This window comes from Nocardioides sp. CER19 (assembly GCF_029846275.1).
Classification (GTDB): Bacteria; Actinomycetota; Actinomycetes; order Propionibacteriales; family Nocardioidaceae; genus Nocardioides.
The window spans coordinates 1,183,355-1,198,366 of record NZ_JARVWS010000001.1; the positions used below are offsets into that span (position 1 = coordinate 1,183,355).

General features: G+C 72.6%; 10 protein-coding genes. 7 read left to right on the plus strand and 3 right to left on the minus strand.

Annotated elements, in window-relative coordinates:
* Window positions 1-8: 8 nt before the first annotated feature.
* Entirely contained in the window at window positions 9-818 is an 810-nt protein-coding gene (locus QDS12_RS05820; RefSeq protein WP_279877647.1) for an alpha/beta fold hydrolase, read from the plus strand.
* Window positions 819-840: 22 nt separating this feature from the next.
* Here the strand turns inward: QDS12_RS05820 and QDS12_RS05825 are convergent, their stop codons facing one another.
* A complete protein-coding gene (locus QDS12_RS05825; RefSeq protein WP_279877649.1) occupies window positions 841-1,863 on the minus strand; it encodes a malate dehydrogenase in 1,023 nt (340 codons plus the stop codon).
* A 10-nt stretch (window positions 1,864-1,873) separates the two neighbouring features.
* Between QDS12_RS05825 and QDS12_RS05830 the strand changes: the two genes are divergently transcribed.
* The gene (locus QDS12_RS05830; RefSeq protein ID WP_279877651.1) at window positions 1,874-2,530 is read left to right on the plus strand and encodes a hypothetical protein; all 657 of its coding nucleotides are present in this window, start codon (window positions 1,874-1,876) and stop codon (window positions 2,528-2,530) included.
* A gap of 59 nt (window positions 2,531-2,589) precedes the next feature.
* Window positions 2,590-4,494, plus strand: coding sequence for a sulfatase-like hydrolase/transferase (locus tag QDS12_RS05835; RefSeq protein ID WP_279877652.1), 1,905 nt, complete (start codon window positions 2,590-2,592; stop codon window positions 4,492-4,494).
* A 15-nt stretch (window positions 4,495-4,509) separates the two neighbouring features.
* On the opposite strand, the gene QDS12_RS05840 is transcribed toward QDS12_RS05835, so the two are convergent.
* Window positions 4,510-5,499 carry an MIP family channel protein gene (locus QDS12_RS05840; RefSeq protein WP_279877653.1) on the minus strand — a complete coding sequence of 330 codons (990 nt, stop codon included), beginning with the start codon at window positions 5,497-5,499 and terminating at the stop codon, window positions 4,510-4,512.
* 128 nt (window positions 5,500-5,627) lie between these two features.
* Here QDS12_RS05840 and QDS12_RS05845 point away from each other — a divergent pair, with 128 nt between their 5' ends.
* The 3 genes from QDS12_RS05845 to QDS12_RS05855 all read left to right on the plus strand — a co-directional run bounded on the left by QDS12_RS05845 (window position 5,628) and on the right by QDS12_RS05855 (window position 12,870).
* On the plus strand, window positions 5,628-7,817 hold the full coding sequence (locus QDS12_RS05845) for an NADP-dependent isocitrate dehydrogenase (protein ID WP_279877654.1): 2,190 nt from the start codon (window positions 5,628-5,630) through the stop codon (window positions 7,815-7,817).
* Window positions 7,818-7,992: 175 nt separating this feature from the next.
* Window positions 7,993-9,270: a hypothetical protein gene (locus QDS12_RS05850; RefSeq protein WP_279877656.1), complete on the plus strand. Its 1,278-nt coding sequence runs from the start codon at window positions 7,993-7,995 to the stop codon at window positions 9,268-9,270.
* A gap of 48 nt (window positions 9,271-9,318) precedes the next feature.
* Window positions 9,319-12,870, plus strand: a complete 3,552-nt coding sequence (locus QDS12_RS05855) for an ABC transporter ATP-binding protein (RefSeq protein WP_279877657.1) — start codon at window positions 9,319-9,321, stop codon at window positions 12,868-12,870.
* Between the two features lie 16 nt (window positions 12,871-12,886).
* Here QDS12_RS05855 and QDS12_RS05860 read toward each other — a convergent pair whose 3' ends face one another.
* Entirely contained in the window at window positions 12,887-13,498 is a 612-nt protein-coding gene (locus tag QDS12_RS05860; protein ID WP_279877659.1) for a TetR/AcrR family transcriptional regulator, read from the minus strand.
* A 134-nt stretch (window positions 13,499-13,632) separates the two neighbouring features.
* Here QDS12_RS05860 and QDS12_RS05865 point away from each other — a divergent pair, with 134 nt between their 5' ends.
* Window positions 13,633-15,012, plus strand: coding sequence for a cytochrome P450 (locus QDS12_RS05865; protein ID WP_279877660.1), 1,380 nt, complete (start codon window positions 13,633-13,635; stop codon window positions 15,010-15,012).

Below are 15,012 nucleotides of genomic sequence, written 5' to 3' on the forward strand. Positions count from 1 at the left end.
GGTTCTGCATGGTGCTCGCGTACGAACGGACCGGTAGCGGCGAGCCGCTGGTGCTCATCCACGGGATCGGCCACCGCCGGCAGGCGTGGTACCCGGTCCTCGACCGTCTGGCCCACGACTACGACGTCATCGCGATCGACCTCCCGGGTCATGGCGAGAGCGCCGACACCCTCGACCCGTCGCTCCCGGTCAAGGACGCCCTGCGCCAGACCCTCGCGGAGACCTTCGCCGAGCTGGGCGTCGACCGCCCCCACGTCGTCGGGAACTCGCTGGGCGGGCTCATCGCCCTCGAGGCCGCCCAGGACGGGATGGCCCGGACCGTGACCGCACTGTCGCCTGCGGGGTTCTGGGGCGGCCCCCGCGACTTCCTCTACGTCCGCGCGCTCTTCGGCGCCGTCCTGGCGACGGCGCGCGCGACCCGGCCGGTCGCCGGCCCGCTGCTCCGCACCCGCGCCGGTCGCGCGGCCATGTTCGGCTGGCTGCACGCGCACCCGGCCTCGATCGATCCGGACCTCGCCCGTGGCGACTTCGCCAATCTGCTGCGCGCCCGGCGCACCATCGGGAGGCTGTTCGCGGCGGCCTACTGCTACGCCGCCTCCGACACGGCCGCCGCCCCCGTGCCGACGACGGTCGCGTGGGGCGAGCGGGACCTCGTGCTGCTGCCCTACCAGGCCGGGCGGGCGACGACGCTGTTGCCGCACGCGCGGCACGTCCGGCTCGCCGGCGTCGGCCACGTCCCCATGCCCGACGACCCCGAGCTCGTCGTCAGCACGATCCGGGCGGGCACGCTGCCGGGGACCGAGCGGCTCACCGCCTGACCCCGGCGCCGCCGGTCGATGATCAGATGAGCCCGAGCGAGCGGACGGCGTCGGCCTCCTCCTGGAGCTCGGCGACAGAGGCGTCGATCCGGCTGCGCGAGAAGTCGTCGATCTCCAGCCCCCGCACGATGCTCCAGCTGCCGCCGTCGGTGGTGACGGGGAAGGACGACACCAGACCCTCGGGGACGCCGTAGGAGCCGTCGGACACGACGCCCATCGACTCCCAGTCGTCGGCCGGCGTACCGAAGAGCCAGTTGCGGGCGGCATCGATGGTGGCCGACGCCGCGGACGCGGCGGACGAGAGGCCGCGCGCCTCGATGATCGCCGTGCCGCGCTTGGCGACGGTGGGGATGAAGTCGTTCTCGATCCAGTCCCGCTCGACGAGCTCGGTCGCGGGGCGGCCGGCGACCAGGGCGTGGAAGAGGTCGGGGTACTGCGTCGCCGAGTGGTTGCCCCAGATCGTCATCCGGTGGATGTCGTGGGCCGGGACGCCCGTCTTGCGGGACAGCTGGGCGAGGGCCCGGTTGTGGTCGAGCCGGGTCAGCGCCGAGAAGCGGTCACGCGGGATGTCCGGGGCGTTCGAGGCGGTGATGAGGGCGTTGGTGTTGGCCGGGTTGCCGGTCACCTGGATCCGCACGTTGTCGGCGGCCGCCTCGTTGAGGGCGCGGCCCTGCGCGGTGAAGATGGCGCCGTTGGCCTCCAGCAGGTCCTTGCGCTCCATGCCGGCGCTCCGCGGTCGGGCGCCGACGAGGAGGGCCAGCTCGACGCCGTCGAAGACCTGCTTGGGGTCGTCGCCGATCTCGACACCGGCCAGGTGCGGGAACGCGCAGTCGTCGAGCTCCATGACCACGCCCTCGAGCGCCTTGAGCGCAGGAGTGATCTCGAGGAGCCGGAGCTCGACCTCACGATCACCGCCGAGCGCGCCGGACGCGATGCGGAAGAGCAGGCTGTAACCGATCTGACCGGCGGCACCAGTGACCGCCACCTTGAGGGGAGTGCTCACGCTCAGCACCGTAGCGGAGGTGTGAACCAGGTAACAGGGCATCCTTGGACGTGTGCTCGTACGACGGACCCCCGCCGCCCTGCTCGCCTCGATCTGCCTCTGTCTGACCGCCGGCTGCGGCACGTTCGCGCAGTCCTACGACCCCGCCGGCGTGGACGGGCTGACGATCCCGACGCCCAGTCCTGACCCGGGGGAGTTCGCGAGCACCGTCGACAACGACTGGCTCCCGCTGAAGCCGGGCACGACCCACACCTACGCCGTCACGAGACCCACCCTCCCCGCGGCCACCCGCACGGTCGAGGTGCTGCCCGGGCGCGTCGACGTCGACGGCGTGCCGACGACGGCGGTCCGCAGCACGCTCGGCGCCGAGGTGACGACCGACTACTACGCGCAGGACAGGCACGGCAACGTGTGGTGGTTCGGTCACGAGGCGCCGACCGGCGGCTGGCGTGCCGGACAGGGCGGCGCCGAGGCCGGGCTGGCGATGGCCGCCCGGCCGCGCCGGGCCGACGGCTACCGGACGGCATACCTCGCAGGCGTCGTGGAGGACGTGGCGACCGTCGTCCAGGTCGATGCCGACACCGTCGAGATCGACGTGACGACGGCCCTCGCGCCCGGCGGCGTCAGCCGGGAGACCTATCGGCGCGGCACCGGCCTCGCCAGCCGCGTCGACGCGGCGACGGGGGAGTCCGACCGGCTGGTGCGGTGAGGGTGGCGGTTGTGGCCGGACTTGGTCAGGAGGGCCGACCTCGTGGGACCCTGGCAGATGTGTTTGCTCCCTTCGGCCGGGTACGACGCCCTGCTCGTCTCCTCGCCCCGCTCCTCGCCGTCGCCCTCGCCGCGTCGGTGCTGACGGCCGGGCTCGTCGCGGCGGCGCACGCTCCGCAGCACGTCCACGCGCACCTGGCGACGAGCCCGTCCGTCTCGACGCTGGCGACGCCGACGCGCGCGAGCCTCGCGGCCAAGCCGAACATCGTGGAGGTGCTCGCCGACGACATGCGCGTCGACGACCTCGCCTACGCCCCGCACCTGCGCCGGCTCGTGGCCGCACAGGGCATCACGATGCAGAACGCGTTCTCGTCGTACCCGCTGTGCTGCCCGGCGCGCGCGTCGTTCTACAGCGGGCTGCTTCCGCACAACCACCACGTCTACTCGACCAAGCCGCCCTACGGCTACCGGTCCTTCGACGACCGTCAGACGCTGGCGACGTCGCTCAAGGGCGCGGGCTACCACACCGGGTTCCTGGGCAAGTACCTCAACGGCTACGGCCGTGACGCGGCGCTCGCGCCGCAGCTCCGGTGGCGGGCCAAGCACCCGGGTGCCCCCGCGCGGCGCGCCCCGCGCGTGCAGTCGCAGTACTACGTGCCGAACGGCTGGGACGACTGGAAGGGCGCCATCTCCGACGTCTTCTGCAAGCCCGCCTGCGGCGGCCTCTACAACTACTTCCACTACGCCTACTCCGACAACGGCCGCCCGACCGCGTCGCGCAAGGGCGCCTACTCCTCGGACGTCATCGGTCGACAGTCGGTCACCATGGCCAAGCGGTTCCACCGCAATCGCGCCCGCACGGGCCAGCCGTTCCTCATGTCGGTCAACTACGTGGCGCCGCACTACGGCCGCGGGCAGGGCTCGCTCCACACCAAGAACCCCGACGGGTCCACGACGACGCTGCAGACGCCCGCGGCCCCGAAGCGGGTCTACCGGCTGCCGGCGATCAAGAACATCCACAAGGGCGCCGGCATCACCGTCGGAGGGCTCGGCGAGACGGACGTGAGCGACAAGCCCGGGCAGTTCGCCCGCCTGCGCCCGCTCAACGCCGGACAGCGCGCCATCGAGACCGAGGACACCCGGCGCCGCGCCGCGGCCGTCTACGCGATGGACCGCAACATCGGACGCCTCGTCCGGCAGCTGAAGGCCAGCGGTGAGTGGGACCGGACCGTCTTCGTCTTCTGGTCCGACAACGGCTACTTCCAGGGCGAGCACAACCGGATGACCGGCAAGATCCACGTCTACGAGCCCTCGCTCCGGGTGCCGATCCTCATCACGGGTCCGGGCATGCGCGGCGGCAGCCACACGGGCCTGTTCGGCGGCCAGGACCGCTTCGACCCGATGGACGTCGTCGACCTGACTCACACGCTGGTCGACCTCGCCGGCGCGCGGGTGCCGCACACGCCCGACGGCAAGTCCATGGTGGCGGTCCTGCGCGGCCGTGACGCCGGCTGGACCGAGGCCGTGCCCTACGAGGCCGTCGGCAACAACCCGGGCGGCTCGTCCGCGGGCGACGGCGACCGCGTCCTCGGCGTCCCCGTCGACAAGCGCGAGAGCGACACGGTCGCCGCCGGGGTCGACCCGCGCGACAGTGTCGGGGTCAGGACCAGCCGCTACGTCTACGTCCGCTACCGCGACAGCGAGATCGAGATCTACGACCTCTGGAACGACCCGAAGCAGTGGTCGAACCTCGCGAAGAACGCCGGCTGGATGCGCGCCAACGCGGGCGTGGTCAGCGCGCTCCAGGCGGCGGTGGCGGAGCTGCGCTACTGCGCGGGCACGTCGTGTCACCCGCGCCTGCCCGCCAGTCTCTCGGCGCCGGCCGCGACGAACGCCTCGAAGACCGCGGCCTACTGGCGGACGATCGCCCGCGAGTACGGCTGGTCGCGGATCCTCCGGTCCTAGGAGCCTGGCGGCCGGTCAGGACTCCTCGGTCGGGGGCTCCTGCAGCGGCTTCCACTGCTGTGCGGCGTAGTCCCACTCCCAGCCGTCCTGGATGATCCGCGGCTGGGCGGCCGGCTCCGCCGCGCCGCCCGTGGGCATGCGGGTCGTCGTCTCGCTCGGGGCGGTGACACCGGGTACGCCGGTCGCGTCGTCGTCCTGGTTCCACTGCTGCTGGAACGAGTCCGGTGCTCCGTAGCCGGGGACGGCGCCAGGGATCGCACCGGCACCGGCACGGGCGCGGGCGCCCCAGCGCATGCCCGAGCCGGCGACCGGCTCCGTGGCGTGGCCGAAGAGGACCGGGTAGACGAGGCCGCCGACCACGCCGCCGACGAGCGGGGCGAGGATGAAGAGCCAGAGCTGGACGATGTAGGAGCCGCCGGCGAACAGCGCCGGGCCGATCGAGCGGGCGGGGTTCACCGAGGTCCCGGTGAGCGGGATGAGCACGAAGTGGATGCCGGCCAGCGCGAGGCCGATCGCGAGGGGCGCGAGGCCGGGGTGCTCGTTGCGCTCGTCGGTGACGCCGAGGATGACGATGACGAAGATCGCCGTGAAGACGAGCTCGACCAGGAACGCCGCCCACCAGGCGAAGTGGGAGGCCGAGTGGTCGCCGTACCCGTTCTGGCCCATGTGGCCGGTGGCGTCGAAGTTCGGCACTCCTTGGAAGGAGACGAACAGGACGAGGGCCGCGACGATGGCGGCGACGACCTGCGCCGCGACGTAGAGCGGGACCTGCCGCCACGGGAAGCGCCCGCCGATGGCGGCCCCGACCGTGACCGCGGGGTTGAAGTGACCGCCCGAGACCCGGCCGAACGCGTAGACGCCGATGAGCACGGCGATGCCGAAGGCGAGTCCGGTGGGCGGCACGTCGCCACCGGTGGAGATCGCCGCGCCGCAGCCGACCACGACGAGGATGAAGGTGCCGAGGGCCTCGGCAGCGAGCTTCTGTACCTGATCCGACGTCTGCATGCTCGGGACTCTAGACCCAGGCGTCGCCTTCCGCCGGTAGCCGTGCGGGTGCGAAGGTGGCCGTGAGGGCGACGTCAGGTATCTTGACGTCAAGCAATCTTCTCCCAGTTCCAGGAGTGACGCCTCTTATGGCCAAGATCATCTACACCCACACCGACGAGGCGCCGCTGCTCGCGACGTACTCGTTCCTGCCCATCGTGCAGGCGTACGCCGCCAAGGCGGGCGTGGAGGTGGAGACCCGCGACATCTCGGTGGCGGCGCGCATCCTGGCGCAGTTCGGCCTGGCCGACGACGCGCTCACCGAGCTCGGCGAGCTGGCGAAGACCCCGGACGCCAACATCATCAAGCTGCCCAACATCTCCGCCTCGATCCCGCAGCTCAAGGCCGCGATCAAGGAGCTGCAGGCGCAGGGCCACGCGGTGCCGGACTACCCGGACGACCCGCAGACGCCTGCGGAGAAGGAGATCCGGGCCAAGTTCGACAAGGTCAAGGGCTCCGCCGTCAACCCGGTGCTGCGCGAGGGCAACTCCGACCGCCGCGCGCCGCTCTCGGTGAAGAACTACGCGAAGGCACACCCGCACCGCAACAAGCCGTTCGCCGACGGGTCCAAGACCGCCGTCGCCACCATGGGCGAGCACGACTTCCGCTCCAACGAGAAGTCGGTGACCGTCGCAGCCGACGACACCCTCTCCATCGTCCTCGAGACGGAGAGCGGCAACACGATCACGCTCAAGGACGGCCTGAAGGTCCTCGCGGGCGAGATCGTCGACGCCACCAAGATGGACGTCGCGAACCTCAACGCCTTCCTGCGCAACGCGCTCGCCAAGGCCAAGGCCGACGACGTGCTCTTCTCGGTCCACCTCAAGGCCACGATGATGAAGGTCTCCGACCCGATCGTCTTCGGCCACGTGGTGAGGGCCTACTTCCACGACGTCTTCGAGCAGTACGGCGCCGACCTGGCCGCGGCCGGTCTCTCGGCCAACGACGGCCTCGGCGCGATCCTCTCCGGGCTCGACGCGCTGCCCAACGGCGCCGAGATCCGCGCCGCCTTCGACGCGGCGCTGGCGAACGGCCCACGCCTCTCCTACGTCAACTCCGACAAGGGCATCACGAACCTGCACGTCCCGTCCGACGTCATCGTCGACGCGTCGATGCCTGCCCTCATCCGCAACGGCGGCAAGCTGTGGGGCGCCGACGGCAGCGAGGACGACACGCTTGCCGTCATCCCGGACTCGTCCTACGCCGGCGTCTACCAGACCGTCATCGAGGACACCATCGAGCACGGCCCGCTCGACCCGGCCACCATCGGCACGGTCCCCAACGTCGGCCTGATGGCGCAGGCGGCCGAGGAGTACGGCTCGCACGACAAGACCTTCGAGATGCCCGCGGCCGGCACCGTCCGCATCGTCGGCTCCAACGGCGACGTGCTCATCGAGCACGACGTCGAGGCCGGTGACATCTGGCGTGCCTGCCAGACCAAGGACGTCCCGATCCGCGACTGGGTCAAGCTGGCCGTCAACCGCGCCCGCGCCTCCCAGACGCCGGCGATCTTCTGGCTGGACGAGACCCGCGCCCACGACGCCGAGCTCATCAGGAAGGTCGCGGCCTACCTGCCCGAGCACGACACCGACGGGCTGGACATCAAGATCCTGGCGCCCACGCTCGCGACGGCGTACTCCCTCGAGCGGATGCGCCGCGGCGAGGACACCATCTCCGTCACGGGCAACGTGCTGCGCGACTACAACACCGACCTCTTCCCGATCCTCGAGGTCGGCACGTCGGCCAAGATGCTGTCGATCGTCCCGCTCATCGCCGGCGGCGGCCTCTTCGAGACGGGCGCGGGCGGCTCGGCGCCGAAGCACGTGCAGCAGCTGATCGAGGAGGACTACCTGCGCTGGGACAGCCTCGGTGAGTTCTTCGCGCTCGCCCCGTCGCTCGAGCTGTACGCCGACCAGGCCGGTGCACCGGCCGCCAAGGTGCTCGCCGCGACCTTGGACCGGGCCACCGGAACGTTCCTGGAGAACGACCGCTCCCCGGGTCGCAAGCTCGGCACCATCGACAACCGCGGCTCGCACTTCTACCTGGCGCTCTACTGGGCCCAGGAGCTGGCGAACCAGACCGACGACGCCGACCTCGCCGCGGCCTTCAAGCCGCTCGCGGACAAGCTCGCCGCCGCGGAGTCGACGATCGTCGAGGAGCTCCTCGCCGTTCAGGGCAAGCCGGCCGACATCGGCGGCTACTACTTCCCGGACGCCGAGAAGACCTCGGCGGTCATGCGTCCCTCCGCGACGCTCAACGAGGCGCTCGCCTCGTTCTGACGACCGGTGGCCGCGGTCCGCAGCACGCTGCGGGCCGCGGCCTCGCCGTCTCCGGAACCCCGTTCGGGGGTCTGATCCCGGGGCTTGTTCCGGGGGCCTGTTCCGGGGCGACGGTCGGCACGGCTCTCGCTGATTCTGCTGCGGCCCCGGCGGGTGTCTCCCTACGCTCGGCCCCGTGACGGATCCCGGCTCCGGCAGCCTGTGGGAGTGGTACGCGACGAGGCTGTCGTCCTCGCCGCGGCCCGAGCCGCTGCCGCGCAGCGTCGCGCTGTTCCTCCAGGCCGGCCTGCGGGCGGGCGCGGGCGACGCCCGGACGGCGCTCCGGCTCGTGGAGCAGGTGCTCGTCGACCCCGCCGCCGAACCGCTGCTGCTCAGCGCCGCGCAGAGCTTCCGCGCCGCTCAGCTCACGACCCTCGGCCGGCCGGTCGAGGCGCTCGCCGCCGCCCGCTCGGCCACCGCCGTGGCCCGGCGACTCGACGGCTCGGACCCCGGTGAGGCGGCAGCGCTGCCCCGGGCCCTGCGCGGCGAGGCGACGATGCTGGCCCGCGCCCAGCACGACCAGGAGGCGCTGGCGGCGGCCGAGGAGGCGGTCGACCTCGCGCGGGCGCTGCCCCTGGACGACGGGTCCGAGCTGGTCGGCGCGCTCAGGTCGCTCGCGGCCGTGCTCGGCCTCCTCGACCGCAAGGCCGACGCGCTGCCCGTCGTGGACGAGGCGGTCCGCGTCCTGCGCCGGCTCGACCCGGAGCGCCCCCACGTCCGGCGCGCGCTCGCCTCGTCGCTCGCCCTCCGCGCCGACTGCCACCGCGAGCTGGGCGAGGTCGCCGAGCAGGTGGCGAGCGCTCGCGAGGCCGTGGTGCTGCGGCGGAGCCTGCCGCACGACGCCGCCGCGCACCCGCAGCTCGCCGCAGGCCCGCTGTCCCTGCTGGCCAGCGGCCTCTTCAAGCTCTCGGTCAGCCACGCTCGCGCGGGCGAGCCGGACGCTGCCCTGGTCGCCAACGGCGAGGCGCTTCAGGTCTTTCGCGAGCTCGAGGTCGTGGCGCCGGGCCGGCACCCGGACGGCGTCGGGCTCACCCTCCTGAACCGCGGCAACATGCTGCTGCAGTGCGGGTGGCCGCGCGAGGCGGCCGAGGCGTATGCGGGGGCGGTCGACGCACTGCGCGCCTCCTCGCCCGACCCGGCTCGCGAACCGCAGCTCGCCCTGGCGCTCAGCCACCTCACCGCGGCGCAGCTCGGGATCGAGCGGTTCGCCGAAGCCGTCGCGGCCGCGACCGAGGCGGCCGAGATCCGCGAGCGCCTCTACGAGGACGACCCGGCGACCATGACCGCCCCGTTCGCCGCCGCGCTGACGACGCTGGCGGAGGCCTTCCTCAGGAGCGGACAGCCGGCGGAGTCCCGCGCGATGGCCGACTGGGCGCGGGAGCTCGACGCCGTCGCCGGCCGGGCTAGGAGTTAAGAAAACCAGGAGAGAAGTGTCCGTTCGGACACGTAGCGTCATCCCTTGATGACCGACACGCTGGCCCCTCTCGCACCCACCGATCGCACCTCGCCGGCGGACCGCCCCGACGACCCCTCCCGACGGGTCGACTGGCGCCGTCTGCGCGGACCCGTGACGGTCGCCGCCCTGACCGCGGCGGCGGTCGCGTCGGTCGGCGCCACCCTCGGCACGGTCGTCGCTGGCCGGATGACCGAGAGCCCGAGCGGGCACCTCGTCGCGCTCCTGGCGCTCTGCGTCGTCGGCGCCGCGATCGTCGACACCTCCGGCAAGGTGGCGTGGGTCGGCGTCTCCGACCGCGTGGAGGGCAAGCTGCGCGAGGACGTCCTCCGGGCCGCCATGCGCCAGCCGCTCGCCGCGCTCAACGAGCAGGCGGTCGGGGAGATCCTCGACCGGGTCGACGACGACTCCCACGAGGTCGGCAACCTGATGCGCTGGCAGCTCTGGATGCTGTTCCGTGCGCTCTTCGGGACGATCCCGATGTGGGTGGTCGCCGGCGTCACGTGGTGGCCGTCCTTCGTCCTCTTCCCGCTCCTCGGCGGCCTGACCTGGCTGGCCATCCGGCGGCTCCTCCAGGAGATCGCGAAGCGCAAGGTCGTCGAGGAGATGGCCTGGACCGACCACGCCGCCGTGCTCGAGGAGGGCATCGCCGGCCGTGACGACCTGCGCACCAGCCTCGGCCAGGCGCACATCATCGCCCGCGTGGCCGGGCTCTCCGCGTCGGTGCACGCCAAGTTCCGCGCGGTGGTCGACATCGAGAGCAGGCTCGCCCGCCGGGCCGGCGTGCTCCTGCACGCGCTGCTCGCCGGCATCGCGGTGGCCGGCGTCGCGCTCGCGGTCGACGGCAACCTGTCCGTCGCCCGGCTGGTCACGCTCTTCCTGGTCACCTCGACGTTCGTCGGCCAGATCGCCATGCTCGCCAACCACCTGCCCGACCTGCAGGCCGGGCTCGGCGCGGTGATCAGGCTCCGGCAGATGCTCGCCGTCGAGCCGGAGCCCGAGGGCGGCCTGGCGGTGCCCTCCGATGCTGCCGTCGGCATCGAGATCCGCGACCTGCACTTCTCCTACGCCGAGGGCACCTTCGCCCTCCAGGGCATCGACCTGTCGGTGCCGGTCGGGCAGACCATCGCGCTGGTCGGCCGCACCGGCTCGGGCAAGTCGACCCTGGCGTCGCTGGTCTCGCGTGCCGTCGAACCGCCGCCCGGCACCGTCTTCGTCGCCGGCGTGGACGTCCGCGACCTCGACCTGCAGCGGCTGCGCGCCGCCGTGGGCGTCGTGACGCAGCGGACCGAGCTGCTGGCGGGCACGCTGGCCGAGAACATCGCGCTCTTCGACGACGAGATGCCGCGCGCCACCATCGAGGCGGCGGTCGCCGAGCTCGGCCTGGGTGCCTGGGTCGCCGGCCTCAGCGACGGTCTCGACACCCTGCTCGGACCCGGCGGCACGTCGCTCTCGGCGGGCGAGGAGCAGCTCGTCGCGTTCGCGCGGCTGCTCGTCCGCGATGTCCGGGTCGTCATCCTCGACGAGGCCACCGCGCGGATGGACCCGCTCACCGAACGCCGCGTCGTCGCCGCCTCCGAGCGGCTGCTCGCCGGTCGCACCGGCGTGCTCATCGCGCACCGCCTGTCGACGATCGAGCGCGCGCCGCTGGTCGCCGTCCTCGACCACGGGCGGGTCGTCCAGGTGGGCGCCCGCTCCGAGCTCGCCGTCGTCCGGGGGCCGTTCCGCGACCTGCTCGAGGCGAGCCGCGACCAGCACGAGGGGCCTGTCGACCATGCTCCGGCCGACGGGAGTACGGCGGACCACGCGACGCTCGACCACGTGGCCGTCGGCGGTCGGCGGCGCTCCGGACCGCCGCCCGCGACGCCCGAGGTCGGCACCGGACCGTCGCTGACCCGTGGCATCGCGCACGCGCTGCTCATCCGGCCCGAGTGGGGTGTCGCCGGAGCCCTGATGTTCCTGCTCGCCTCGCTGAGCGGTGCCCAGGGCGCCTTCACCGGCTTCGTGTGGGGTCGCATCGCCGAGTCCCTCAAGCACGACGAGACGCCGCAGTGGCTGCTCGTCGCGCTCGTCGTCAGCCTGCTCGCCGCGCCGATCATGCTGGCCGACGCGTTCTGGCGCTACCCGCGCTGGTGGGTCGAGGTGATGCTGCGGGCCCGCATGGCCGTGCTCAACGGCCAGACCCAGCAGCACCGGCTGGCCCGGACGCCGGCCGGCGAGGTGGTGGCGCGCTCCATGGACGCCGACCGCTACGCGCGCTACGCCGACCGCTGGGTCGACTTCATCAACGGACTGATCATCGCGACGGTGACCGCGCTGATCGGCGGCACCTGGCTGGCCGGGGCCGTCCTGCTGGCCGTCATGATCTCCTCGGCCCTGGCCTCGAGCCTGGGCCGGCCGATCGCCGGCCGGTCTGCCGCCGCGTCCTCGGCCGCGCGGGCGCGGTTCGGACGCGCCCTCGTCTCGGCCCTCGAGTCAGCCCGCACGGTGAAGCTGGCCGCGGCGACGCCGCAGGTCCACGCCCACCTGCGCAAGGTCGACGCCGGGCGCGTCGCGGCGGCCGTCCGCGAGCACCGCGTGCAGGCGATGCTCGACGGCGTCCCGATCGTGATGGTCCAGTGCGGCATCGTCACCGCCTGGGCCGTCTACGTCCAGGGCGGGTGGCCGCTCGCCACGGCGCTGCTGGTCGCCAGCGCGGTCTCCGGCTTCGACTGGTTCGGTCGGGTGGCCGGCATGGTCGTCACCGAGGCGCCCGGCACGCGCGCCTGGCAGAAGGAGACGAGCAGGTTCGCGGGCGGCGCCGACCTCATGGACCTGCCGCCGGGCGTCGACCTGGTGTCCGGCACGGCGCCGGAGCCCGTGACGGTCGAGCGCGTCCCGCTGCGCCGGCTGGAGCTCGCCGACTTCTCGGCGGTGCACGAGGACGGCACCATCGGCGCCCTCGGCGTCGACCTCACGGTCGACGCGGGCGAGCTCCTCCTGCTGGTCGGCCAGGTCGGGTCGGGCAAGTCCAGCCTGCTCTCGGCACTGGCCGGGTTGATCGACCACGGCGGCACGATCAGGTGGAACGAGAACGTCGTCGACGATCCCCAGGCCTTCCTCCGCCCGGGCCAGGTGGCCCACGTGGCGCAGGTCCCGCGGGTGCTCTCCGGCACGTTCGCCGACAACGTCCGGCTCGGCCACGAGCGCGCCTTCGACGGGCCCGTGGCGGACGCGCGGCTCGAGTCCGACATCGTCGAGGCGGGCGGCAAGGACGCGCTGGTCGGGCACCGCGGTGTCCGGCTCTCCGGCGGCCAGGTGCAGCGCCTCGCGCTGGCCCGCGCTCTCGCGACCGACGCCGAGCTGCTGCTGGCCGACGACGTGTCGAGCGCCCTCGACGCCACGACCGAGATCGAGCTGTGGCGCGCGCTACGGGAGCGGAGGGCGACGGTCATCGGCGCGACGTCCAAGCGGGCGGCGCTGGCTCAGGCCGACCGGGTCGTCGTGCTGGTCGACGGCGAGGTCGCGGCCACCGGCCCCTGGAACGAGCTGTCGGCGACCTGGGGACACCTCGCGGGCTGAGGGTCGCGCCGAGCCGTCAGGCGTAGAGCCCGAGGAAGCTGCGGGAGGCCGCCTCGACGATGTCGTCGGCGGTGGCGTCGATGACGCCGTCGAGCCAGGCGGCGATCAGCTCCGCCATGCCCCCGATGAACAGCAGGCCGGCGACCTCGTCGCTGCTGTCGGGGCGGCGGGGGAGGCCCATCAGCTCGTGCGCCTCCTCCGCCGAGCGGTGCGCGAGATGGCGCAGCAGCTCCGTGCGCCGGTGCCGCAGCGCCGGGATCGCCGCCGCCTCGATGATGGCGACCCGGCCCTTGCGCGGGTCGTCGGCCAAGAGCTGCATGAACGCGGCGACGGAGGCGTGCACGCGCGCGACCGGGTCGTCACCGGCCTGCTCGGCGGCGCGGTGGGAGGTCTCCTCGATCTCCACGGCGACGGCGTCGAGCACCGCGGTGAGGGCTTCGTCCAGGTTCGTGAAGCTCTCGTAGAAGTAGCGCTCGGTGAGCCCTGCTCGAGCGCAGATCGCGGTCATCGTCGTGCGTGTCCCCGGGTCGGCCCAGACTGCCAGCGTGGCCTCGACGAGTCGCCCGCGGCGCTCGGCGGCACGGTCCTCGGCGCTGACGCCGCGGTAGACACCCGACTGCACGGCCATGCCGCTCAGACTCTCACGAGATGTTGACGCGTCCAATGGTTGACAGGGCATCCTTCCTGAATCAGGCTGTTGCCCGGCATGACGCACGTCACACGTCAGCGTCACCCCGTTCCCGCACGGAGAGGCAGGGCACGATGACCGTCCAAGCCACCCGCGCCGCCGAGATCTCCGGCGAGGGCGACTCCGGCGGACGTGCGCCGATCCCTGCCGTGCTCCCGGCCGACCGCGGTCTGCCCTGGCTCGGGCGCGTCTTCGAGTACGCGAAGGACCCCGTCACGCTGATGCGGCACCAGTGGGACACCTACGGGCCGGTGGCGCCGTTCAACGCGACCGGCAACCTGGGCGCGATGCTGCTCGGGCCCGACGCCTGCGGTGAGGCCCTGCAGAACCGCGACAAGGCCTTTGCCAACGGGCCGGCGTGGTCGCGGCTGGTCGGGCCGTTCTTCAACCGGGGACTCATGCTGCTCGACTTCGAGGAGCACCACGCCCAACGCCGCATCATGCAGGAGGCGTTCACCCGGCCCCGGCTGGACGCCTACACCCGGCGGATGCACCCGGCGATCGCCCGCGGCATCTGCGGCTGGGACGCCGCGAGCAGATTCAAGTCCTACTGGCGGCTCAAGCAGCTCACCCTCGACATCGCGGCCGACATCTTCATGGGCGGCGCCGCCGACACCAGCCGCGCCGAGATGGACCGGGTCAACCGGGCCTTCATCGACTGCGTCCAGGCCGCGGCCGGCATCGTGCGGGCCGACGTACCGCTCACCCGGTGGGGCCGCGCCTACAAGGGCCGCGTCGTCCTCGAGGACTTCCTGCGGCACTACCTGCCGGCCAAGCGTGCCGAGCAGACCGACGACATCTTCTCCGTGCTGTGCCACATCGAGACCGACGACGGCGAGCGGTTCACCGACGAGGACGTCGTCAACCACATGGTGTTCCTGATGATGGCGGCCCACGACACCTCGACCAACACCGCCACCGCGATGCTGCAGTTCCTCGGCCAGCACCCGGCCTGGCAGGAGCGCTGCCGGGCCGAGTCGCAGGCGCTCGGCGACGAGCCGTCGATGGAGGAGCTCGAGGGCCTGGAGTCGCTCGACCTCGTCATGCGGGAGGCGCTGCGGCTGCGACCGCCGGTCCCGGTCGTCGTACGCCACACGGTGAAGGAGACGGTCGTCCAGGGCGTGGAGATCCCGGCCGGGACGGAGGTCGTCGTCGCGCTGCAGTTCTCCCACACGCTGGAGCAGTACTGGACGAACCCCAACGTCTTCGACCCGGGGCGCTTCTCCGCGGACCGTCGCGAGGACCGGTCGCACCGGTTCGCCTGGACGCCCTTCGGCGGGGGCGTGCACAAGTGCATCGGGCTCTACTTCGCCGGACTCGAGATCAAGGCGATCCTCCATCGCCTGCTGCGCGACTACCACTGGTCCGTCCCGCCCGGCTACCGGCCGCCGCTCGACAACCACTCGCTGCCGTTCCCGAAGGACGGCCAGCCGATCACCCTCGTCCGGAACTGA